This is a genomic window from Marinobacterium aestuariivivens, assembly GCF_042661465.1.
Lineage (GTDB): Bacteria > Pseudomonadota > Gammaproteobacteria > Pseudomonadales > Balneatricaceae > Marinobacterium_A > Marinobacterium_A aestuariivivens.
This window is the reverse complement of sequence record NZ_JBHSWE010000001.1, coordinates 861,612-883,563: the sequence shown is the minus strand read 5'-3', so window position 1 is coordinate 883,563 and position 21,952 is coordinate 861,612. Positions and strand designations below refer to the sequence as shown.

General features: G+C 61.6%; 23 protein-coding genes and 5 pseudogenes. 10 read left to right on the top strand and 18 right to left on the bottom strand.

Going from position 1 to position 21,952, the window contains the following annotated elements:
- Positions 1–15 precede the first annotated feature (15 nt).
- The 8 genes and pseudogenes from ACFQDL_RS04620 to pepQ all read left to right on the top strand — a co-directional run bounded on the left by ACFQDL_RS04620 (position 16) and on the right by pepQ (position 7,518).
- Positions 16–995, top strand: a pseudogene (locus ACFQDL_RS04620) (ABC transporter permease).
- A gap of 94 nt (positions 996–1,089) precedes the next feature.
- Entirely contained in the window at positions 1,090–2,040 is a 951-nt protein-coding gene (locus tag ACFQDL_RS04615; RefSeq protein ID WP_379908018.1) for an ABC transporter permease, read from the top strand.
- A 4-nt stretch (positions 2,041–2,044) separates the two neighbouring features.
- Entirely contained in the window at positions 2,045–3,049 is a 1,005-nt protein-coding gene (locus ACFQDL_RS04610; RefSeq protein ID WP_379908017.1) for an ABC transporter ATP-binding protein, read from the top strand.
- 1 nt (position 3,050) lies between these two features.
- A pseudogene (locus tag ACFQDL_RS04605) lies at positions 3,051–4,069 on the top strand (ABC transporter ATP-binding protein).
- A complete protein-coding gene (locus ACFQDL_RS04600; protein ID WP_379908016.1) occupies positions 4,069–5,208 on the top strand; it encodes a M14 family metallopeptidase in 1,140 nt (379 codons plus the stop codon). Before ACFQDL_RS04605 ends, ACFQDL_RS04600 begins: the two are co-directional and overlap by 1 nt.
- A gap of 10 nt (positions 5,209–5,218) precedes the next feature.
- On the top strand, positions 5,219–5,860 hold the full coding sequence (locus ACFQDL_RS04595; RefSeq protein WP_379908014.1) for a LysR family transcriptional regulator: 642 nt from the start codon (positions 5,219–5,221) through the stop codon (positions 5,858–5,860).
- On the top strand, positions 5,857–6,159 hold the full coding sequence (locus ACFQDL_RS04590) for a LysR substrate-binding domain-containing protein (protein WP_379908013.1): 303 nt from the start codon (positions 5,857–5,859) through the stop codon (positions 6,157–6,159). The genes ACFQDL_RS04595 and ACFQDL_RS04590 overlap by 4 nt, the downstream gene beginning before the upstream one ends.
- A gap of 30 nt (positions 6,160–6,189) precedes the next feature.
- Positions 6,190–7,518 (top strand): Xaa-Pro dipeptidase, encoded by a 1,329-nt coding sequence (pepQ, locus tag ACFQDL_RS04585; protein WP_379908012.1) that lies wholly within the window; start codon positions 6,190–6,192, stop codon positions 7,516–7,518.
- 493 nt (positions 7,519–8,011) lie between these two features.
- Here pepQ and ACFQDL_RS04580 read toward each other — a convergent pair whose 3' ends face one another.
- The 17 genes and pseudogenes from ACFQDL_RS04580 to ACFQDL_RS04500 all read right to left on the bottom strand — a co-directional run bounded on the left by ACFQDL_RS04580 (position 8,012) and on the right by ACFQDL_RS04500 (position 18,787).
- On the bottom strand, positions 8,012–8,176 hold the full coding sequence (locus ACFQDL_RS04580) for a hypothetical protein (protein WP_379908011.1): 165 nt from the start codon (positions 8,174–8,176) through the stop codon (positions 8,012–8,014).
- Positions 8,177–8,331: 155 nt separating this feature from the next.
- A complete protein-coding gene (locus ACFQDL_RS04575) occupies positions 8,332–8,526 on the bottom strand; it encodes a hypothetical protein (RefSeq protein ID WP_379908010.1) in 195 nt (64 codons plus the stop codon).
- Positions 8,527–8,627: 101 nt separating this feature from the next.
- Positions 8,628–9,293 (bottom strand): cold shock domain-containing protein, encoded by a 666-nt coding sequence (locus ACFQDL_RS04570; RefSeq protein ID WP_379908009.1) that lies wholly within the window; start codon positions 9,291–9,293, stop codon positions 8,628–8,630.
- A 394-nt stretch (positions 9,294–9,687) separates the two neighbouring features.
- On the bottom strand, positions 9,688–10,407 hold the full coding sequence (locus ACFQDL_RS04565) for a methyltransferase family protein (RefSeq protein WP_379908008.1): 720 nt from the start codon (positions 10,405–10,407) through the stop codon (positions 9,688–9,690).
- A 528-nt stretch (positions 10,408–10,935) separates the two neighbouring features.
- On the bottom strand, positions 10,936–11,298 hold the full coding sequence (locus ACFQDL_RS04560) for a hypothetical protein (protein WP_379908007.1): 363 nt from the start codon (positions 11,296–11,298) through the stop codon (positions 10,936–10,938).
- A gap of 155 nt (positions 11,299–11,453) precedes the next feature.
- Entirely contained in the window at positions 11,454–11,708 is a 255-nt protein-coding gene (locus ACFQDL_RS04555; protein WP_379908006.1) for a hypothetical protein, read from the bottom strand.
- Between the two features lie 595 nt (positions 11,709–12,303).
- Positions 12,304–12,594: a DUF1330 domain-containing protein gene (locus ACFQDL_RS04550; protein WP_379908005.1), complete on the bottom strand. Its 291-nt coding sequence runs from the start codon at positions 12,592–12,594 to the stop codon at positions 12,304–12,306.
- Positions 12,595–13,356: 762 nt separating this feature from the next.
- Positions 13,357–13,584 (bottom strand): annotated as a pseudogene (locus tag ACFQDL_RS04545) (cyanase); the annotation flags it as partial.
- A 95-nt stretch (positions 13,585–13,679) separates the two neighbouring features.
- Positions 13,680–13,949, bottom strand: coding sequence for a hypothetical protein (locus ACFQDL_RS04540; protein ID WP_379908004.1), 270 nt, complete (start codon positions 13,947–13,949; stop codon positions 13,680–13,682).
- Between the two features lie 25 nt (positions 13,950–13,974).
- Entirely contained in the window at positions 13,975–14,619 is a 645-nt protein-coding gene (locus ACFQDL_RS04535; RefSeq protein ID WP_379908003.1) for a serine/threonine protein kinase, read from the bottom strand.
- Positions 14,508–15,695 carry a protein phosphatase 2C domain-containing protein gene (locus ACFQDL_RS04530; RefSeq protein ID WP_379908002.1) on the bottom strand — a complete coding sequence of 396 codons (1,188 nt, stop codon included), beginning with the start codon at positions 15,693–15,695 and terminating at the stop codon, positions 14,508–14,510. The genes ACFQDL_RS04535 and ACFQDL_RS04530 overlap by 112 nt, the downstream gene beginning before the upstream one ends.
- Before the next feature lie 52 nt (positions 15,696–15,747).
- Positions 15,748–16,560, bottom strand: coding sequence for a formate/nitrite transporter family protein (locus tag ACFQDL_RS04525; protein WP_379908001.1), 813 nt, complete (start codon positions 16,558–16,560; stop codon positions 15,748–15,750).
- Positions 16,561–17,258: 698 nt separating this feature from the next.
- Positions 17,259–17,852, bottom strand: a complete 594-nt coding sequence (locus ACFQDL_RS04520; protein WP_379908000.1) for an HAD family hydrolase — start codon at positions 17,850–17,852, stop codon at positions 17,259–17,261.
- 11 nt (positions 17,853–17,863) lie between these two features.
- Positions 17,864–18,118, bottom strand: coding sequence for a helix-turn-helix domain-containing protein (locus ACFQDL_RS04515; protein WP_379907999.1), 255 nt, complete (start codon positions 18,116–18,118; stop codon positions 17,864–17,866).
- A pseudogene (locus tag ACFQDL_RS04510) lies at positions 18,064–18,338 on the bottom strand (AAA-type ATPase lid domain-containing protein). The gene ACFQDL_RS04515 and the pseudogene ACFQDL_RS04510 overlap by 55 nt, the downstream one beginning before the upstream one ends.
- On the bottom strand, positions 18,302–18,592 hold the full coding sequence (locus tag ACFQDL_RS04505; protein WP_379912875.1) for a sigma 54-interacting transcriptional regulator: 291 nt from the start codon (positions 18,590–18,592) through the stop codon (positions 18,302–18,304). The pseudogene ACFQDL_RS04510 and the gene ACFQDL_RS04505 overlap by 37 nt, the downstream one beginning before the upstream one ends.
- 9 nt (positions 18,593–18,601) lie before the next feature.
- Positions 18,602–18,787: a hypothetical protein gene (locus ACFQDL_RS04500; RefSeq protein WP_379907997.1), complete on the bottom strand. Its 186-nt coding sequence runs from the start codon at positions 18,785–18,787 to the stop codon at positions 18,602–18,604.
- 165 nt (positions 18,788–18,952) lie between these two features.
- Here ACFQDL_RS04500 and ACFQDL_RS04495 point away from each other — a divergent pair.
- Together ACFQDL_RS04495 and ACFQDL_RS04490 are read left to right on the top strand one after the other, a co-directional pair.
- A pseudogene (locus ACFQDL_RS04495) lies at positions 18,953–19,105 on the top strand (protein-export chaperone SecB); the annotation flags it as partial.
- A gap of 144 nt (positions 19,106–19,249) precedes the next feature.
- Complete coding sequence (locus ACFQDL_RS04490) at positions 19,250–21,166, top strand: RecQ family ATP-dependent DNA helicase (protein WP_379907996.1); 1,917 nt, start codon at positions 19,250–19,252, stop codon at positions 21,164–21,166.
- Positions 21,167–21,203: 37 nt separating this feature from the next.
- Here the strand turns inward: ACFQDL_RS04490 and ACFQDL_RS04485 are convergent, their stop codons facing one another.
- Positions 21,204–21,845 (bottom strand): PEP-CTERM sorting domain-containing protein, encoded by a 642-nt coding sequence (locus ACFQDL_RS04485; RefSeq protein ID WP_379907995.1) that lies wholly within the window; start codon positions 21,843–21,845, stop codon positions 21,204–21,206.
- Positions 21,846–21,952 lie beyond the last annotated feature (107 nt).

Below are 21,952 nucleotides of genomic sequence, written 5' to 3'. Positions count from 1 at the left end.
TCGAGGCTGTTAATCATGATTGCTTTTCTGATCAAACGCGTCGTTCAGGCGATTGTCGTGATGTTCATCATCAGCCTGGTCAGCTTCTCGATACAGGATAACCTCGGCGACCCGCTGCGCGAGCTGGTGGGCCAGTCGGTATCGGAAGCGGAACGCCAGGCGCTGCGCGACGAAATGGGGCTCAACGACCCGTTCCTGGTGCAGTATGCGCGCTTTGCCAGGAATGCCCTGCAGGGTGACCTCGGCACCTCCTACTTCTTCAAGGAGCCCGCGCTCGAGGTCATCCTCAACAAGCTGCCGGCCACGCTCGAGCTGGTGTTCGGCGCCACGCTGATCATCGTGCTGCTGTCGGTGCCGCTGGGCGTCTATTCGGCAATCAAACCCAACAGTTTTTTTCCCGTGCCGTGATGGGTTTCAGTATCGTCGGCATCTCGGTGCCGGTATTCCTGACCGCCATCGGCCTGATCTATTTCTTCTCCATCGAGATGGGCTGGATGCCGTCCTTCGGCCGCGGTGAAACCGTCGAGGTGTTCGGTTTCTGGGATAGCGGCTTCTTCACCGCCGACGGCCTGGCGCACCTGGTGCTGCCCTGCGTTTCGCTGGCCTCGATCATGCTGCCGCTGTTCATCCGTCTGATCCGCGCCGAGATGATGGAAGTGCTGCAGTCCGAATACGTCAAGTTCGCCTGGGCCAAGGGCCTGGCGCCGCGTCGCATCTGGTTCCTGCACGCGCTGAAGAACACCATGCTGCCGGTCATCACCGTCGGCGGCGTGCAGATCGGCACCATGGTGGCCTACACCATCCTGACCGAAACCGTCTTCCAGTGGCCCGGCATGGGCTTCCTGTTCCTCGAGGCCGTCAACCGTGTGGACACGCCGCTGATCGTCGCCTACCTGATCGTGGTCGGCGCCATCTTCGTCGTGACCAATACACTCGTCGATTTGATCTACGGCCTGGTGAACCCGACAGTCAAGCTGGCAGGTAAAAAAGCATGATCGCGCCATTTTCGTCGTCACGCCCCCTATACGGCCTGGTCGATCTGATCGACGGCCTGGTCAATCCCACTGTACAGCTGGCAGGTAAAACAGCATGAGCGAACACGTACAGACAATGGATGCGCCGCCGTCTGCCTGGCAGCGATTCCTCGACAGCCACCTCTGGCACAGTTTTACCCGCGATCGCGTGGCGCAACTGAGCCTGGCGATATTCGTCGCCTATGCCGTGCTGGCGTTGCTGGCACCGCTGATCGCCCCGTACGATCCCTACGACCCGGCGCAGATCGACATTCTCAATGCCGAGATGCCGCCGAGCTGGGAGGAGGGCGCGGATCCCGCCTTCTGGCTCGGCACCGATGCCCAGGGCCGTGACCTCTGGTCCACCATTCTTTACGGGACCCGCGTGTCGCTGACCATCGGCCTCTGCGCCGTGGCACTGCAGGCGCTGCTCGGTATCGTCATCGGCCTGCTGGCCGGCTACAGCGGCGGCCGCGTCGACAGCCTGTTGATGCGCTGCGCCGACGTGCAGCTGTCGTTCTCGACCATGATGGTGGCGATCGTCGTGCTGGCGGTGTTCCAGGCGACTTTCGGCACCGAGCTGTATCAGAACCTGGCGATGCTGATGCTGATCCTGGTAATCGGCATCGCCGAGTGGCCGCAGTACGCCCGCACCATCCGCGCCTCGGTGCTGGCCGAGAAGAAGAAGGAGTACGTCGACGCCGCCCGCGTCATCGGCCTGCGCGCGCCGCGCATCATGTTCCGCCACATTCTGCCCAATACACTGTCGCCGATCCTGGTGATCTCGACGGTGCAGGTGGCCAATGCCATCATCGCCGAAGCGTCGCTGTCGTTCCTCGGCCTCGGCATGCCGGTATCGCAGCCGTCCCTCGGCTCGCTGATCTCCAGCGGCTTCGAGTACATTTTCTCCGGCTCCTGGTGGATCACCGTGATCCCGGGCGCGGTGCTGATCTGCCTGGTACTGGTGATGAACCTGCTCGGTGACTGGCTGCGCGACGTCCTCAACCCGAAACTCTACAAGGGGTAATCTCATGGCGCTTCTTGAAGTCAGGAACCTCGATGTCCGTTTCGGCCTGCGCAGCGGTGAGGTCAGGGCCCTGCGCGACATCAATTTCAGCCTCGAGCGGGGCGAACGCCTCGGCGTGGTCGGCGAGTCCGGCGCCGGCAAGTCGGTGCTCGGTTTTTCGATCCTCAACCTGCTGTCCAGGCCCGGTTACATCGCCGGTGGCGAGATCCTGTTCGAAGGACAGAACCTCGCGGCGATGTCGGCGAAACAGCTGCGTTCGATCCGCGGCAACCGCATCTCGATGATCTTCCAGGATCCGATGATGACGCTGAACCCGGTGCTGACCATCGGTCAGCAGATGATCGAGTGTCTGCTGGCGCACCGTCGCATCAGCCGGGCCGATGCCAGGCGCATCGCGCTGCAGAAGCTCAAGCAGGTCTACATTCCCTCGCCGGAGAAGCGTATCGACCAGTACCCGCATGAGCTCTCGGGTGGCATGCGCCAGCGCATCGTCATCGCCATCGGCCTGCTGATGGACCCGGATATCATCATTGCCGACGAGCCGACCACGGCCCTCGACGTCACCATCCAGGCCGAGATCATGGACCTGATGCTGGAACTGTGCGAACGCAACAGCGTGGCGCTGATGCTGATCACCCACGACCTCGGCGTGGTCTCCCAGGTGACGCGCCAGGCGATGGTGATGTACGCCGGGCGGATCATCGAACAGGGGCCGACCCGCGAGATCATCAACGATGCCCAGCACCCCTATACCCAGGGACTGATGAACGCGCTGCCGCAGATGGCCATTCCGGGCCAGCGGCTGAACCAGATCCGCGGCTCGATGCCGCCGTTGCAGAAGATTCCGGCCGGCTGCGCCTTCAATCCGCGCTGCGACTACGTGATGGACGTCTGCCGTCATCAGCTGCCGGACTTTACCCCTTCCGGTGGCTGCCGTGTCGCCTGCCATCTGGTGGCGCAGATGAAACGCGAGGAAGAAGCGGCCGCCCAGGCCCTGGAGGTGAAGTAAGATGAACGCCCAAGTCGAACCCCTGGTCCGGATCAACGACCTCTACAAGCGCTTCTCGATCTCCGGCGATTTCCTCGACCAGCTGAAATTCCGCGGCGGCAGGATCGTGCGCGAGCAGGAGCATGTCCATGCGATCAACGGCGTCAGCCTCGACGTGCAGCGGGGCGAGGCGCTCTGCGTGGTCGGCGAGTCCGGCTGCGGCAAGTCGACCGTGGCCCGCACCGTGATGGGCCTGCTGAGTCCCAGCGCCGGCAGCATCAGCTACGACGGCCAGCGCATCGACAACCTCAGCGACCGCCGGTGCTGCCGTACCGGCGCAGGATGCAGATGATCTTCCAGAATCCCTATGCGTCGCTGAATCCGCGCATGACCATCGCCCAGACGCTGGAGGAGCCGGTACGCTTTCACAACCCCAAGGCATCGGCCACCGAGGTGCGCGACAAGGTGCACGAGGTGATGCACTCGGTCGGCATCGACCCGAGCTGGGGCAAGCGCTTCTCCCACGAGTTCTCCGGCGGCCAGCGCCAGCGCATCAGCATCGCCCGGGCGCTGGCGGTGGATCCGGAGTTCATCGTCGCCGACGAGCCGATCTCGGCCCTGGATGTCTCGATCCAGGCGCAGGTGCTGAACCTGATGATGGACGCCCAGGAGAGCCGCAATCTCACCTACCTGTTCATCACCCACGACCTGTCGGTGGTCGAGCACTTCGGCACCCGGGTGGCGGTGATGTACCTCGGTACCCTCTGCGAGCTTGCGCCGACCAAAGCGCTGTTCGCGACGCCGCGCCATCCCTATACCCAGGCGCTGCTGTCGGCGATCCCGCGCCTCGAAACCGGAAGGCCCGGCCACATCAAGCTGCAGGGCGAGGTGCCGACCCCGGTCAACCTGCCGTCGGGCTGCGTCTTCCACGGCCGCTGCCCCCATGCCAACGCGCGCTGCAAGGGCGAGATTCCGCAATTGATCGCGACGAGCGAGGGCGGTCAGGTGGCCTGCCACGCGGTAGAGGAAGGACGTATCTGATGAGCGGCATCCATATCAGTGCACAGTTTGACAGCGGCAATATCGAGGTGGTCGACGCCGGCAAGCCCGACGATATCCAGCTGCGTATCCGCCAGGACAGCGGCTCCGAGTTCTACCAGTGGTTCCATTTCCGGGTCCAGGGTGCCCGCGACCAGGCGCTGCGATTGCGGCTGCTCAATGCCGCCGGCGCTTCCTACCCGGACGGCTGGGACGACTACCGGGCGGTGGCCTCCTACGACCGGAAACACTGGTTCCGGGTGCCGACCCGTTACGACGGCAGTGAGCTGGTGATCGAGCACACCCCGGCGCAGGACAGCCTCTACTATGCTTGTTTTGCGCCCTACAGCTTCGAGCGTCATCTCGACCTGATCGCCCGCGCCGGCCAGTCCGAGCGGGTGCGCATCGAACGGTTGGGCGAGACCCTGGATGGGCGCGATTTCGACATGCTGCGCATCGGTGAGCCGGCCGAAGGGCGGCGGACCCTCTGGGTTACCGCGCGTCAGCATCCGGGCGAGTCGATGGCGCAGTGGTGCGCCGAAGGGCTGATCGAACGGCTGCTGGATCGCCACGACGCCCAGGCCGCGAGGATACTGGAGGAGGCTGTGATCTATCTGGTGCCGAACATGAACCCCGACGGCGCCGTGCGCGGCCATCTGCGGACCAATGCCCTGGGCGTGAACCTGAACCGCGAGTGGGACAGCCCGAGCCTCGAACGCAGCCCGGAGGTCTACTGCGTACGCCGGCGGATGGAGGAAACCGGCGTCAACCTGTATCTCGACCTGCACGGCGACGAGGGCCTGCCGTGCAACTTCATCGCCGGGCAGGAGGGACTGCCCTGGGCGCCGGAGGCGCTGCTCGAGCAGGAGCGGCAGTTCGAGCGTGACCTGGCGGCGGCCAACGCCGACTTCCAGCTCGAGCGCGGCTATCCGATCGGCAAGTTTGTGCCCGAGGAGGCGATCACCCTGGCCAGCAACTGGGTCGGCAAGCGCTTCCAGTGCCCGGCGATGACGCTGGAGATGCCGTTCAAGGACTACGACCTGCGTCCCGACCCGCTGCAGGGCTGGTCGCCGGAGCGCTCGGCACGGCTCGGCGCCTCCCTGCTCGATCCGATTCTGGCCTGGCTGGGACGCCGGTCGTGAGGGGCTGCTGATGGAAGTCCGATGGCTCGATGACTTCATTGCGCTGGCGAAGGCGCGGCACTTCTCCCGCGCCGCCGACGAGCGCAACGTCACCCAGCCGACCCTGAGCCGCCGCATCAAGCTGCTCGAGGACGAGATGGGCGTGACCCTGATCGACCGCAACACCCTGCCGCTGTCGCTGACACCGGCCGGCGAGGTGTTCCTGGCCGGCGCCGAACAGATCGCCCGCATCGCCCGCGAGACCAAGGCGCGCTGCAGCGAGATCCGCGAGCAGGAGCGCAACCGGCTGCACTTCGCCACTACCCAGACGCTCTATCTCTGTTTCTACAACGACTGGATCCAGCCCTTTTCGACCGAACGGGGCTTCGAGCTCGAACTGAACCTCAAGTCCACCGCCTGGGTCGGGGCCGATTTCGTCAACGCCCTGGCTCAGGGCGAATGCGACCTGGTGCTCTGCTACTGGCATCCGGCGATCGAGTTCATGGGCGCGCTGGATGATGACCGCTTCGAGCATCTGACGGTGACAGACGAGGAGCTGGTGCCGATCAGCCCCTCGACGGTACCGGCCAGCCGCTGTTCCGGCTGCCGGGGGATCGCCGCAGGCCGCTGCCCTATATCGGTTACCACGAGGGCGCGTTCGCCCGTCCGGTGATTCAGCAGTTCATTCAGCAGCAGCTGGAGCCGCCCCAACTGGTGACGATGAACGAGAATGTCCATGCCATCAGCGTCAAGGCGATGGTCAAGGAGGGCTTTGGCCTCGGCTGGGTACCGCGCCGACTGATCGACGACAGTCTCCGTTACGGTCAGCTGGGCCTGGCCGGCGACGAACGCTGGTATATCCCGCTGCAGATCCGCCTTTATCGCCGGCGCCACGATCACAATGCCAACCTCGAGGCGCTCTGGTCGCTGCTGGCCGAGCGCTTCGAGCCGACCTCCGCAGCACTTTCCTGATTCGAGCCCTGGCGGGGCGGAGTAGTTTCCATGCACCAGCTATTTGCCAATCATATCGATATTCTCAAGGGCCGCTTCGACCGGGCGCTGGCCGAAACCGGCTTCGATGCCCTCTTGCTGGGGTCGGGCACGGCGCCGCGGCGCTTTCTCGACGATACCCGTTATCCGTTCCGTGCCCACCCGTCCTTCGTGCAGTGGCTGCCGCACCTGACCGAGCACCCCGACAGCTGGCTGCTGCTGCGTCCCGGCCAGGCGCCGACCCTTTATCTGCACTGTCCGGACGACTTCTGGCACCAGACCCCGGAAGCGCCGAGCGGCGACTGGACGCACGCTTTCGAGATCGAATGCTTCGCCGACGCCGGCTCCCTGAAGCCGCTGCTGCAGGGGCTGGGGCGCACCGCACTGATCGCCGCCGAGCGACCTGTCTTCGCCGCCGACGACTGGACACAGAACCCGGCCGACCTGATGGCGCGCCTCGACTTCGAACGCGCGGTCAAGACCGGCTGGGAGCTCGAATGCCTGCGCGGTGCCAACCGTTGTGCTGCGCGGGGTCATATCGCCGCCGAGCAGCTGTTCCATGTCGGCGCCAGCGAGTATCGCATCCACCAGGGCTATCTTGTCGCCACCGACCACAACGAACGGGATCTGCCCTACGACAACATCGTCGGTCTCAACGAGCACGCCGCGGTGCTGCACTACCAGTTCCAGGACCGCCTGGCGCCGGCCGAAATGCGCACCCTGCTGATCGATGCCGGGGCGGCCGACCACGGCTATGCCGCCGATATCACCCGCACCCATGCCGCCGATCGCGAGTCGGCTTTCGCCGCGCTGATAGCGGGACTCGATGGTGCACAAAAATCCCTGCTGCAGTCTGTCCGGGCCGGCGTCGACTTCGTCGAGCTGCACCTGCAGATGCACGCCGCCCTGGCGCAACTGCTGCGCGACAGCGGCCTGGTACAGGCCTCCGTCGAAGCGCAACTGGCCCAGGGCATCACCTCGGCCTTCTTCCCCCACGGACTCGGTCATCTGCTGGGGCTGCAGGTCCACGATGTCGGCGGCTGGCAGCAGGACGCATCCGGAACCCTGCGCGAACCGCCGGCCGAACATCCGTACCTGCGCCTGACCCGCAAACTGGAGCCGGGCTTCGTGGTCACCGTGGAGCCGGGCCTCTATTTCATCCCGTCGCTGCTCGACAGGTTGCGCCAGGGACCGGGCGGCGAGGCGGTGAGCTGGAAGCAGGTCGAACTGCTGATGCCGTACGGCGGCATCCGTATCGAGGACAATGTCGCCGTCACGGCCGACGGCCACGAGAACCTCACCCGCGATGCCTTCGCCGCAGCGGGGAGGGAAGGGTTTTAGGTTCCTGGCGCCATCGAGCCCGGTCGGAATCAAATGGCTAATTGCCAATCTGAATAGCTTCGCACTTTCGGATACCTCCTGTTTCGCCTGCCGGCGACCTACTTTTCTTTGCTCGTGCAAAGAAAAGCAGGCAAAAGCTCTCATACAACAAGACGACGCCCGTGAGAAGCCGAGCCTTCGGCTCCACTGCGCTCTGGAAGCCTTTTCCGGGCGCAGCTACAGCACGTCCATGTGCTGGATCTGCGGCTTGGCATCCATGCCTCGCCCCTGACGGGCCTGATCGGAAAAGACTCCCAGTGCTCGTCGGCTTCTAACGGGACCCGGGGGATGCGTCAGACTCTCTGGAAGTGTTCCGGAAGCCGATCATTTTAGTCGCTTTTCAAACGATGGCTCGATGATACGACGACATCAGTACGGATCTCGGAATCAGGTATGCTGTCCCCGTGGAATTCCACGAGTGCCCCGTGGCCCAGGCGTTCATAAGCCTGGCCGCTCAATACCGTACCTCGTTGGCCCGATAGGAACGGTCGGCGGGGCCGAAGACGTCGATCAGCTGAGGTTCCGTCAGCGGCAGGGTATAGAGTGCATCGCCGCCGGGTGGTGCGACCCTCGGGAAGGCACGCCCGCCGGCACAATGGGAGCAGAGCCCCAGCGACACCAGTTCACCGTTCCTGAACCTGATATGGAAGCCTTCGCCGGAATAGGCATTCTCCTCCAGCGCCTTTCGTTTCCAGCTTTCAGGCCACTGCGGCGGGGGCGTGAACGGCGGTAAATAACGGGCAACGAATGCCGGCTGCAGCTGACCAATGGCGATCAGGGGGCCCTGTCGGACAGTTTTACCCTGGCATCGAGCATGCGGGCATCGGGCGCCTGCTGAAGGTCGATGCCGATGGAATAGAAGAGCGGCTGTTCGGCGCCGTCGAGCCGTTCGCCATGGGCGACGAGAGCGCCGCGCTGGAAGCGCTGTACATGGCCGCAGGCGCTCAGCAACAGCATCCCGAGCAGCATGCAGATCGCCGGCAGAAAGCGCTTTGGGTACCTGGAGAATGTGTGGCGGGCAGGCACAGCGATGGCCCCGTGTTGAGGCATACGCCAGGGATTCATGGCCGCTATGCCAGCCACTGGTACAGGCCCAGCCCACCGAAAACCGGCACGAGGACCATCAGCGTCAGAGCGCCAAGACAGCCGCCGCCTCTGCCAAGTACCGATGGATTCGCCTGCCGGGGATTGTCCAGCAGCCACTGGCGGTGGCAGGCCTTGCAGTACAGCTGGCTGAAGCCGTTGTTCCAGGCCTTGATCGTTCTGGCATCGTGCGTTGCGGTCGTTTTGCAGCGGGCACAGCGGAACGTCTTTTCCCTGGGTTTCTTCTGCCTTTTCAATACGAGAACGGCGATGGCAGCGGCCAGGCCAAAAGGCCAGAGATGCGCAACCTCGCCGGATCGATAGAACTGGAAAACCGCGGCGGCCAGGGCGCACGCGACAGCCAGAAGCGCAAGGTAGTCGATGGCATCCATCTTCGCAGGTGCCGTCCGGGGCGCGGGTGTTTCCGGGGATCGGCCCGATGCCATGGCGACGCCTTCGATAACGACGCGCCTGGCCTTGAGCCTGTTATGCGAGTCACGCATGGCATCATAGAGGGCGACATCCCCGACCTGCGGTCTGCGGGCGCCCGTCTTGACGCTGGATATATGGAAAAACAGCCTTTCGGAACCGTCATTCGGCTGAATGAATCCGAAGCCCTTGTCATCCTTCCACTGGCAAACCTTTCCCTTCATAAGTCTCCTGGTGCTCCATGCGTCTGGCCACATTCCCTAATGCCTTGATACTGGACCATTTCACGAGGTCGTGCCAGTGAGCGCTGTACGGGCGGTCAACCGGAGGGAAACTGGGGTATGACCCTGATTCGGTGGCGCTTCACGCACAAACCGGACATCGATGAACCTGGAATTGGATAAACAGCTCCAGCATTCCTCCTGAACACTCTAGGCCTCCGCCCGGTGCCGTCGGGGCAGGGTATGGTCACGCAGGCCGGAGCTACATCCTGTATCGACGGCCTGTTGCGCACATCCCTGTGCGCGGCTTAGCCCATACCCTGCCCCTCGGAGTGTCCGGCGTTTCATTCCGAATCAGATATACTGTCCCCCGGAATTCACCCACAACCCAAGCCTCTCAGTAAATCCCCGGAATCAGCCGATAGCGAACACGTCGTGCATAGTCGCGATAGCCCGGCAACTCGTCCTGTAGCGTCCGGTCTTCCAGCACCGTTCGAATAACCGCGATGATGAGCGCCAAGGCCACCGGAATAAGTGTCCACATCGAGCTTAACGCCAGCACGATGCCAAACAGTGCCAAAATATTTCCGGCATAGCCCGGATGTCGCACAATCCTGTAGGGGCCGCTGTCACACACCACATGCCCTCGATCCGTCTGAATGCGTACCACGCTGGAGAAAAAGCGGTTCTCCGCCATTGCCCATAAAGCAAAAGCGTATCCGAGCGAGATCAAAATGAAGCCAATTACGATGAGCCAAAACGGAAATACGGGGGACCAGCCAAAGCGATGATCCAACCCGGCCACAATGACCAGCGGGAAACTCAAACTCAGAGCCATCAACGGCGCAAGCACTTTGTCCCAGGCCTTAGCGCTTTGGGCCTTCTTCATATTCTGTCGTTCGGCCAACAGCCCCGGATGCCGCCTTTCCGCCCAAAAGTGTCCCCCAAGGCCGGCGGCAAAGATCAGCAGGGAATAGAGCCATGCCTGCCACCAACCGAGGTCTCCACCACACACAAGGAGAACAAACGGTATGAAGAGATACAGCACAACTAAACTGATCCACTGACGAGGGGATGCTGCTTGAGCTACTTTGCCGGCATCTGTATCTGGTGACATGCTATTCCCTCAAGTCACATGACTTTGATGAGTGCCCGATGCTTTATGCTACAGGGGCAAGTCTTGCCTTTTGCCTCTCAAATGATAAACAGTAGCAAAAGACAAGACTTGACCTCCATCTTCCCTAAGTGCCGTTGGGGCAGGGTACGGACACGCAGGCCGGAGCTACGCAGGAAATTGCTCCTGCATTTCCGGAGCGCCGGACCGCTGCACACATGGCGGGGCAGCCTTCCGTCATCCATGGCTTAGGTCCCTGTATCGACGGCCTGTTGCGCACATCCCTGTGCGCGGTTTAGCCCATATTCTGCCCCTCGGAGTCTCCTGCGTTCCATTCCGAATTAGGTATACTGTCCCCGGAATTCCAGTCTTTTTAATTGCTTTAGAGGAGCGCTTTCGAAATCAAGCATAAGCCTATCGAAGGCTTGAGTATCGATAAATACATTACTTATATGCACAATGGCTCCTAGAGAAATCTAACGTTTGAGCACAGGGGCGACGCGGAACGCGGCGTCCCTCTGGTGCGACTGGTTAGCTGCTTTTAAATTTAACCATACCTTTAATGTCTTTCTCTAGCCCGTAAGCCATAACGTCAAGTATTTCTGGAACCTTCGTTATAGGTTGATAAGGAACTAGAAAAACGCTACTTTTCTTAAAAATTCCTTTTTGTCTGCTTTCACCATATGGTATTGCTGGTGCAAAGTACTCAAACAAATAGCCAGAATACGCAAAAAGAAATGAAATTGTTTTCCTGTTTCTTCTTGGGATAGGAGATATAACTACCTGCTTTAGACTTTCCTCACTGAATGTTCCGCCTGGAACAGAATCGTTTAGCTTGCTTATTTTGCAACCAAGCCTTAATGGGGAGAGTGGCTTCTTATTAAACAATGACAATCTTGCCTCCTCAGCCAAGTTCGGATGTAGCAGTACTTTTGAAAATACATCCTGCTTAGATACGGAAGCTCTCCACAATACGGAGGTTAAGAATTGCTTGAACTTACTAAAGTCTATGTTCTTTATCGTTACGCCCTGAGCGTGAATATTGTTAATTAACTTTTATCATTTCTTAATATTCCGAGGGAGTACGTTTCGTATTTCTCAAAGATATCTTCACAATCAGAGCACAGCAGGTACTCCCACCAACTTTCATTGGTATATTTCACCCAAGTGTCTTTATCACCTGTTACAGCAATTACCTTACCATTGAGACCACGCTTAATAGGCTTAAACGCTGAATTAGGAATAATATGCGATTTTTCCAATTGTCTTGTTCTAAGACATAGTGCGCACTTTCCTAGTTTCACTGTAATTTCCTTATGCAGCTAACGCTTTGCTTTGGGGCCATAGTGAAGCGCAGCGGAACGAAGGTCCCAGCCGCACAGCGGCGACAACAGCAACTGGTTAGGTATCAGTGAAACTCAAGGTTCCTAGCAGTGTAGTCCCCGATCCGACTATGAATCCAAGGCTTGTCTTTACAAGAGAACCAGCTCTTTCTACCCTCTTCTCATTATTGGATAACAAAAACACGAATAAACAGATAAAAAGCACGATTGTCGATATAATAAGGCAGTAAGTCGCTACCGCAATGGCATATAACAGCTTAGGAGAAATTCCGTAAGTAGGCGGTAGTAATGCGCATAAAATGCCCGGCGGGCAGGTTCCCCACTCAAAATATAGAGGTTCAACAACACTGAAGGGTAAAAATCCCAGTAGGAGGCTACCAATTAGCAAGATTGCAGCGGCCTTCTTTGACACCCTAGTAGATCGCAGCCGTTGGTATTTATCTAACATGCTCAATTTTCACATCCCTCTAACCTAACGCTGCCAACAGAGGCCGAGCGTAGCGAGGTCCAGCGCACGAAGTGCGCGATTCTGCTTGGCCTTGTTAGCTGTATTTTTCTAAACATTACTATACTCAGGAACGTACACAACGAACCCTTCAGTGATCTCATGCCTGAGTTTGGACAACTCCTTGCTTTCTTTTGACTCGTAGAAAGCTATCGCTTTTTCGTTGCTATCGAACTTATAAACAACCATATGACTGTACGGTGAGCCTTCAAGGCGTGTTACGGAAGAGCCCACAACCAATTCGCCACCAAATTTTTCTAAAATAGGTAACGATAGTGGCCCAAGCTCGTTTATTCGTTCCTTGTCGAGGATATTGTAGTGATAAATTATATATCCACTCATACAACCTCCTTGATTTAATGTGGCGACCTTTTCAGACAGCTAACAGTCCGTTAATGAGGTCTCCGACCTCATAATACTTATTAGCAGGTATACCTTTTAATCGTCATTAGGTTACGTTGGACAGGATTAAGTGTTTGATGCAAAAGGATAAAATTCCGTCCATTGCGCTATCACTCCCTCTATAAGGTATACCTTTACTAAATCAGTCGACCTAAAAGGTATTCCCGAAATTGTCTGCGTCCACTCGTTGATTCGTTTGATTCTTATACAAAAGCTGGAAGATTGCCAGTGTTCAAGGGAAAGGCAACTGACGATGGCTGAGCTTTCGTCACTTCATCGTTGTAAGCAAGCGGATAACTGATATGCGTTGTTTGAGATCATGAGTCGGTCGCTTGCCAAATATTCTAAAATTGCTGAAATTGCCGATACTGTGCTGTGCGCAAAGTCAATGAGTTCGATGCTTGCTTTAAAAATCCGACAGCCCGGTTGGACAAGTTAGGTTGGTCTCGATTAACAACCATTTGGCCCATATTGCTCGGAAGGATACCACCGAATTGTCAGAGGGGCCGGGCATGGACTAAGCCGCGCACAGGGATGTGCGCAACAGGCCGTAGCCACAGGGACCTAGGCCATGGATGGCCTGTGTGCAGAAAATGCAGGAGCAATTTTCTGTGTAGCTCCGGCCTGCGTGGCCATGCCCGGCCCCAACCAGGCCGGGGTTTTCGTTAAAAGACCGCCGAGCCATCAAGCAACATCGGAACCTCAATACTTTTTGTAAGGCAGGAACTTGCCCGACATCACCACCTTCACGCGGTCGCCCTTCGGGTCCTCCTCGCGCTGCAGGTCCAGCGAGAAATCGATGTCGCTCATGATGCCGTCGCCGAACTCCTCGTGGATCAGCTCCTTGATCGTGCTGCCGTAGACGTTGACCAGCTCGTACCAGCGGTAGATCAGCGGATCGGTGAGAACGGCGGTCGGCAGCGAGCCCTTGTATCAGGCTGTTGAAACCCTACCTGCGTTGCTATCGCAGCGTTAAAAATCGGCTCAAATCGGTCATTTATCAAACATAAACTCCCTCATTTCACCTATTTTTGCCTTGCGCTAGCGGCCTCGCTAACGGTTTTCAACAGCCTGTACGGCGCGATCTGCAGCCAGGCGACGGCTTCGTCGGGGAGGTCGAACAGTTCGCCGACGATTTCGGCCTCGCCTTTGTCGAAGGTCATCTGGCCCAGGCAGGCGGCGGTGGTCCACTCCTTCGACTGGCCGACGGCGGCGGCGACGTCGGCCCATTTGAGGCCCTTGCGCACCTTGGCGGACAGAATCATCTGGGTGACCTGGTCTCGGTTGCTGATCATATGCTGATTACCTCTTCTTTCTGGATTAACGAACGAGCAGAAAGACGACCGCCAGCGACAGCGCCAGCGAAACGCCTTTCCAGAACAGCACCGGGTCGCGCTCCATCAGCGGCGGCCGGCTTTTGTTCAGAAACCCCGGGCTCGGGTGGCGCAGGTCGTACAGGAACTCCGAGAGCTCGGCATAGCGCCTGTACGGGTTCGGCTGCAGCGCCTTCTTCAGGGTGTCGTCGATCCAGGCCGGGATCTCCCGCTCGTCGTCGAGCACCGAACGGTAGGCGAGGCGGCGCTGGGCGGCGGCGGTTTTCGCCCTGGCGACCTCGGTGCCGTAGGGGAAGCGCCCGGACAGCAACTGGTAGGCGATGACGCCGAGCGAATAAAGATCCGAGCGCACGCTGCCGTGCTCGCCGAGGAAGTATTCCGGCGCCGAATAGAGGGCGGTGCCGAGCAGGGCGGGCTGCTCGACGGTGAGCGCCGCCTCGGCGATGCCGGCGACCCGGGTCGAGCCGAAATCGATGATCTTCAGGGTGCCGCCGGCGTCGATCAGGAGGTTCTCGGGCCTCAGGTCCTGGTGCAGCATCTCCAGGCGGTGAAAGGCGCGCAGGCCGCGGGCGATCTGCTCGACGATGCCGCGCACCGTTTCGAGGTCGGGGCGGGGGTGTCGCGCAGCCACTGCGCCAGGGTCCGGCCCTCGACATACTCGGTGGCAGTGTAGAGATAGCCGCGCCCGCGGGCCGGCCGGGCGGCGGCGAGCACGTGTGGGCTGTCGAGGCGCCGGGCGATCCACTCCTCCAGCAGCAGGCGCTCGAGATAGGCCGGGTCGTCGCGCTGGTCGATCGACGGGATCTTCAGCGCCACCCGGGCGCCGCTCTGTTCGTCCTCGGCCAGGTAGACGTGACTGCGGCTGCTGGCGTGGAGCTCGCGGACGATGCGGTAGCCGTCGAACGCCTGTCCGGCCTCGAGCAGCGGTGGCAGCGGCAGCTGCCCGGCCTGGCGCTCGAAGTCGCGGACCTCGAGGCGCGGCAGGCTGTCGATGCGCAGGATCTGCAGCGTCAGGTTGTCGGGGCTGCCGCGGTCGAGGGCCTGACAGGCAGTCGCCTGCGCCGCGGCGTCGAGGTCGTCCGGGTGCGCCTGGACGGCGGCGACGATGGCGTCGGCATCGACGTATTCGTGGACGCCGTCGGTCGTCAGGATGAAGATATCGCCGGCGCGCAGGGCCAGGCGGCGGTAGTCGAGCTCGAGCGTTTTGGCACTGCCGAGCGCCCGGCTCAGATAGCTTTCCCGGCTCGAGAGCCAGAGCCGGTGGTCGTGGGTCAGCTGCTCCAGCGCGCCGTCCCGCAGGCGGTAGATCCGACTGTCGCCGACGTGGAAGAGGTGCGCCTGCTCGCCCTTGAGCACCAGGGCGCTGAGGGTGCAGACATAGCCCCGGTCGCGGTCGTAGCGGTGTTCGCTGCGCCGCGTCTGGGCCCAGAGCCAGGAGTTGATCGCGTTCAGCACCTGCTCGCCGGCGGTGCGTACCGACCAGGCCTCGGAGGTGCAGTAATAATCGTCGAGAAAATTGCGCACCGCCGTTTCGCTGGCGATATGGCTGACGGCGCTGCTGCCGATGCCATCGGCCACCGCGAAGGCGATGCCCTTGAGACCGCGCTGCGGCTCTGCGGGCATGCAGAAACCGTGGAAGTCCTGGTTGACGGCCTTGCGGCCGCGGTCGGAATACTGGCCGACGCTGATGCCGATGCTCCAGGTCATGACGACAGTTCCCGCTGTGCTGGCCCCCGGCCGCAGGCGGCCGGGGGATCCGTCAGGCCAGGACGCGCTTGGCCTTGGTGCGAACGTGGGTGGTGTAGAGGGTCAGGCCGGTGAAGGCCAGGCCGCCGACCAGGTTGCCGAGGGCGGTCGGGATCTCGTTCCAGATGAAGTAGTCCATGATCGAGAAGTCGCCGCCCATGATCAGCGCGAACGGGAACAGGAACATGTTGACGACGGAGTGCTCGAAGCCCATGAAGAAGAACAGCATGATCGGCATCCACATCGCCAGCACCTTGCCGCTGACGTGGGTCGAGATCATCGCGCCGACGACGCCCAGCGACACCATCCAGTTGCAGAGCATGCCGCGGATGAAGATCGTCAGCCAGCCGTCCAGGCCGTAGGCGGCATAGCCGACGGTGCGGGACTCGCCGATGCTGCCGACCTTCTCGGCGATGGCGCCGCCGTCGGTGTTGAAACCGTAGGTGAAGACGAAGGCCATCATGAAAGCCACGGTCAGGGCGCCGGCGAAGTTGCCGACGAAGACCAGGCCCCAGTTGCGCAGGATCGCCGAGGGCGTGACACCCGGGCGGCGGTCGAGCCAGGCCAGCGGCGTCAGCATGAAGACGCCTGTCAGCAGGTCGAAGCCCATCAGGTAGAGCATGCAGAAGCCGATCGGGAAGAGGATGGCGCCGATCAGGAAGACGCCGGTCTGCACCGCGATGGTGACGGCGAAAACGGCCGCCAGCGCCAGGATGGCACCGGCCATGTAGGCGCGGATCAGGGTGTCCCGCGTCGACATGTAGATCTTGGACTCGCCGGCGTCGACCATCTTGGTGACGAATTCGGATGGGTTCAGATAAGCCATGGTAATGCCTCTCGTTGCTGCGAAAATTCATTTCCGGGAATGGATCCCGCGGGCCCGCTGCCGACTGCCGCCCCTTGCGTTTGGGCAATAAAAACGGCGCACCACCTGACCGCCGTTGCCGGAAGATGATGGACGCCGTTGTCCTGGTCACGCTCGATTTGTCGGGGCCGGCAGCGGCCCTGTGGTTATCAACAAGAAAGCAACGGATATGCCAGATTGCGGAAAGTGCCGGTTCATGCAGCCGACAGTGCCGATCGCCGCAGCCGGATCCGCGGGGGCGCGCCCGGATGGTGCGCTGCAGCATGCGGCTGCGCCCGAAGCGGTCATCATCCGGCCTGTCGCCGGGGCGGCGCCAGCGGAGCCCGCCCGTGGATTGGCCTCGGCGCCCTGTCGCGCCCGGCGACCCTGCGTCTGCGCAGGTGTGCCGCCCACGGCTTGCTCGGGCAGCAGCGGTGTCAGCAGGTGCGGGTGGAGGTCGAACGGCGGTTGGGGCGCTGTTAGCGAAACGGTTTACCGTAACGGTCTGCTAGCAGCCTGTCGGGCTTGACCGATCGTAGCGAAGGGAAGTCCGTTTTGAGGCAGTTTTTGAGCTCTTTTGAGGCGAATAGTGGTTCTATTTAACGAGAAAGAGAACAAAAAATGAACAAGACGGCTTTTCTGCAGTAGATCAGTGTTAGGTCCGACAGGCTGCCAGGGCATCAGTGTGGCAACCAGGGACGAATGTCGACCACGTGCATTCCTGCCGCCCGCGCCGCCTGGAGCCCGGCTTCCCCGTCTTCAAAAGCCACGCAGTGACCCGGGGCGACCGCGATCCGCTCCGCTGCCAGCAAAAATACATCCGGCGCCGGTTTCGGGCGGCCAGCCTCCTGCGAGCTGACCACAGCGTCAAACCACTCGAGAATGCCAAGGGCTCGCAGCGAGGCTTCCGCCGAGGCGCGGGTGCTCCCGGTGGCCACCGCCAGCGGGAGACGCCGATGAAAGCGGCGCGCAATATCGACGACCGCGGCCACGGGGCGCAGCGCACTGGTCGGGAGACTGTGAAAATAGGCATCACGTTCCGCCGCGATACGCCTGGCATCGACCGTCAGTCCCTGTTCCAGGGCCAGGCGGCGGACGATCTCTTCCACGGGCACGCCGGCCCATTGATAAAAGCGCGCCTCCGTAAAGCCGAGGTTGTAACGGCGCAGGACGGTTACCCAGGCGTGATAATGCAGGGGCATCGAATCGACCAGGGTGCCATCGCAATCGAAGATGAGCCCCCGGCACCCCGCGGGCAAGGTCCAGTTCAACATCGACACGCCCCCTATGGTGATGCGACAGTGGCGGCGGGCCGTCGGCCTGCCGGCAAGAGAACTGCTTCAAAGATACGGTAGTACCCTCGCAACCAACACCATAGCATCGATCGGTGCGCGGCAGCGCCGGCCTCGGGAACGTCGCAGACCGTACTGCGCAGCTTGATGTAGAGGGTGCTCTTGGCGATGCCAAGCTGCTTCGCGACCCGGGTCAGGTTGCCGTTCTGTTCCCGGATGGCGCGGGCGATGACGTCCCGCTCGGCCATATCCAGCGGATTCTCGCAGGCGTTGGCATTCGGGGTCGCCGGGCGGTGCGGAAGTCGTCCTGCAGGTCGGCCGGCGTCAGGGTGTCGCCTTCGGCGAGGAAAAAGGTGGCGGTGATCAGGTTGGTCGGCTCGCGGATATTGCCGCTCCAGGGCGCGCGCACAGCTGTTCCAGCAGTTCGTCGCTCAGGCGCTTGGCGCCGCCGCCGTGCTGCCGGTGCAGGTGGTCGAGGATATGTTCGGCCAGCAGCGGAATGTCTTCGCGCCGCTCCGCAGGGGCGGGATGGTCAGTGTCATCGACGAGACCCGGTAATAGAGGTCCATCCGGAAGCGGCCGTCGGCCACCTCCTGGGTCAGGTTGCGGTGGGTGGCGGCGACCAGGCGGAAATTGACCTTGCGCGGTCGGGTTTCGCCGATGCGGCAGATTTCCGACTCCTGCAGCACGCGCAGGAACATCGGCTGCAGGTCCAACGGTATTTCGCCGATTCAGGACGGGTCGAGCCGAAACAGCGGCGACGCTGTCCCGGCGTCGGCCGGTGGGGTCGCGTCGGCGCCGTCGCCCAGGGTCAGCAGCGGATTATGGGGATTCAGATCGATGCGGATGCCCCGTGCCGCCAGAACCTTTTCGGCCTGGTGATTGGCCCGCACCAGCCTGCCCTGCAGATCGAACAACAGCAGGGCGTCGTTGCCCGGTGCGCTGAGGCGGCTGAAGGCGAGATCGATCAGCAGGTCCCGTTGGGCCAGTTTGTGCTGGGCCAGCTGGCCTTCGATACGGCGGGCGCCGGAAAGGGCCAGCGCCAGGCAGTAGTCATGCAGCGTCTCTTTCAGGCACGGCTCGAGGCGCTCGGTGCCGCCTGCCCGTCGGTGATGTTTCCGTACCTGCGCGAGACCGTCGATCAGCTGCTGCTCAAAGGCGGCTAACCGCCGCTCATGCTCGCGCCGGTCAACTTCGAGGCGCTCTACGCCGAACGGCAGCGACGTTCGGCTTGAGCCGGTTGGGCGATCTCCTGTTCGCGGCTGCTGAGGAAGTCGCTGGCGATGGTGTCCAGCCGGTAGCGGTCCGTCGGGTTTGCAGCCACCGGGCGGGAGAGGGTCTAATACAGGTCCTGTTTTATGCACCGGGAGCCGCCGCCCATGAATACAGCACTGGACACTCTGAGATCCACCTTCGGTCTGGAGGCGTTTCGCGACGGCCAGCGGGCCGTGATCGACCGGCTGCTCGCCGGCGAGTCGGCGCTGGCAGTCTTTCCCACCGGCGGCGGCAAGAGCCTCTGCTACCAGTTGCCGGCGCTGCTGATCGACGGCCTGACGCTGGTGGTGTCGCCGCTGATCGCGCTGATGCAGGATCAGGTGGCGGCCCTGCAGGCACGCGGCATTGCCGCGGCGCGCCTGGACTCCAGCCGCTCGGGCGACGAGGTGCGCGAGGTCTACCGGCAGCTGCGCGGCGGCGAGCTCAAGCTGCTGTACGTGGCGCCGGAGCGTCTGCAGAATGCGCGCTTTCTCTCGTTGTTGCAGGGGCTGCAAATCGGCCTGATGGCGGTGGACGAAGCCCACTGCATCTCGGAGTGGGGACACAATTTTCGCCCCGACTACCTGAAGCTGGCACAACTGGCCCGCGAGATCCGCGTGCAGCGGGTGCTGGCGCTGACGGCGACGGCGACACCGTCCGTGGCCGAGGATATCTGCCGCCAGTTCGGCATCCCGTCGGCCAACCATATCCAGACGGGCTTTTACCGGCCCAACCTCGCGCTCGGCGTCACGCCCTGTCGCGACGATGAGAAGCTGCCGCGACTGATCCGGGGGCTGCAGGGTTCACCGCAGGACGCCAGCATTGTCTACGTCACGCTGCAGCAGCAGGCCGAGCAACTGGCCACGCAGCTGCAGGCTGCCGGTATCCGGGCCCGTGCCTACCACGCCGGCATGAAGCCGGAGGTACGCGAGGCGATCCAGAACGAATTCATGGCAGGAGAGGTCAGTACCGTGGTGGCGACCATCGCCTTCGGCATGGGCATCGACAAGGCCGACATCAGGGCCGTCTACCATTACAACCTGCCCAAGTCGCTGGAAAACTACATGCAGGAGATCGGCCGCGCAGGTCGCGATGGCGAGCCGTCCCGCTGCGAGCTGCTCGCCTGCCCGGACGATGTCCGGGTGCTGGAAAACTTCACCTACGGCGACACCCCGGCGCCGGAGCACCTGGAGGCGCTGATCCGGCACCTGCTGTCGCTCGGCGAGGCCTTCGATATCGCGGTCCATGATCTCTCGAATCGTTTCGATATCCGCCCGCTGGTGATCAACACGGTGCTTACCTACCTGGAACTCGAAGGCGTGATCGCCGGCGCGGGGCCCTTCTACAGCACCTACCAGGTCCGTTTCGAGGTACCGCAGGAGCAGGTGCTGGCCGGTTACGACGCGGCCCGCGCCGATTTCCTGCAGCGTATGTTCGGCGCCGGCAAGCAGGGGCGGATCTGGCTGACACTGGATGTGACCGAGGCGGCCGAAGCGCTGGGCGAGCCGCGGGAGCGCCTGCTGAAGGCGCTGCAGTACCTGGAACAGCAGGGCAGCATCCTGACCCAGGTCAAGGGCGTGCGCCAGCAGTACCGGCGGCTGCAGACGCCGGATCTCGCGGCACTCGGTGCACGACTGGCGCAGCTCTTCGTCCGGCGCGAAGAGCAGAGCCTTTCGCGCCTGCAGCAGGTGCTCGACTATGCCGAAGATGGACGCTGCCTGCCGGCCCAGCTGTGCGGCTACTTCGGCGACGTCCTCACCGAGCCCTGCGGCCAGTGCAGCAGTTGCCTCGACCCGGGCCCCCGTACCCTGCCGGCGCAGGAGGACACAGCGCTGAGCGGGGCGCAGCGCAGCGCCATCGACGCCCTGATTGCAGAAGGGCAGGAGGCATTGCGGCACCCACGACAGCTGGCGCGCTTCCTCTGCGGCCTGTCGAGCCCGGCAACCTTCAGACTGCGCAAGCATGCCGCCTATGGCTGTCTGGCCGATCAGCCGTTCCGGCAGGTATTGAGCGAAGTGGAGCGGCGGTTGGGTCTTGGATGAAGGAGGTGGATTCGCTGGATGTTTGTTGGGAACGCCATCAGGCCTGTTGGGGCCTGCGTCGCCCAAGACCGATGCCGAGGAGGGCACCCAGTACCAGCAAGGCAAGGGTTCCGGGCACCGGCACCGCCACCGGCTCCGCTATTGGTGAAGAGAAAGCGCTATAGACAAAATCGTCAGCGGTATATCGGTCTGGAGCCCCTCCTTGGGTGCCTGCATCAAGGACGAGCTGGGTAAACCCCACATCCGATATGAACCCGAAAAACTCCCCGGTATGGGTAGTGGGAACTTCTATCGGGACCAGGAGACCTCCTGCATACAGCCGGATGCCCCGTCCTGCCTCCCTGGGACTCAAATCCCAATTTGCTCCGAAGGCAAAGATCTCAAAATCGAAAGCGATTGTGGTAACGCTACCGCTTCCAGGTGACAGCCGATCTTTCAGGGTACCGTTGATACTAAAACGATTGTGACCTCCGCCGGCAATGGCAACGCTGAAGTCGTCCGAATCACCGCCCGCAAAGTCCTCTTCCATGTAGGCGCCGACTGCGGCCTCCCAATCGAAGCGCAAGCTGCCGACGCCGCCGCCATCGAACACGCTGATGATCCCGGCCTGAGCCGTACTGCCGAGGCCACCTATCGCGAGAAGGAGGCCGGCAATCAGAACCTGCTTGTGTACTTTCACAATAACTCTCCCTGTTCGTTCGCCTTCAGGTGCCATGATCTGAACCTGGTCGGATCAATGACATTCGGGCTATCTACCGTTTTGGGCGGCGTACCGAAAGGCAGTCT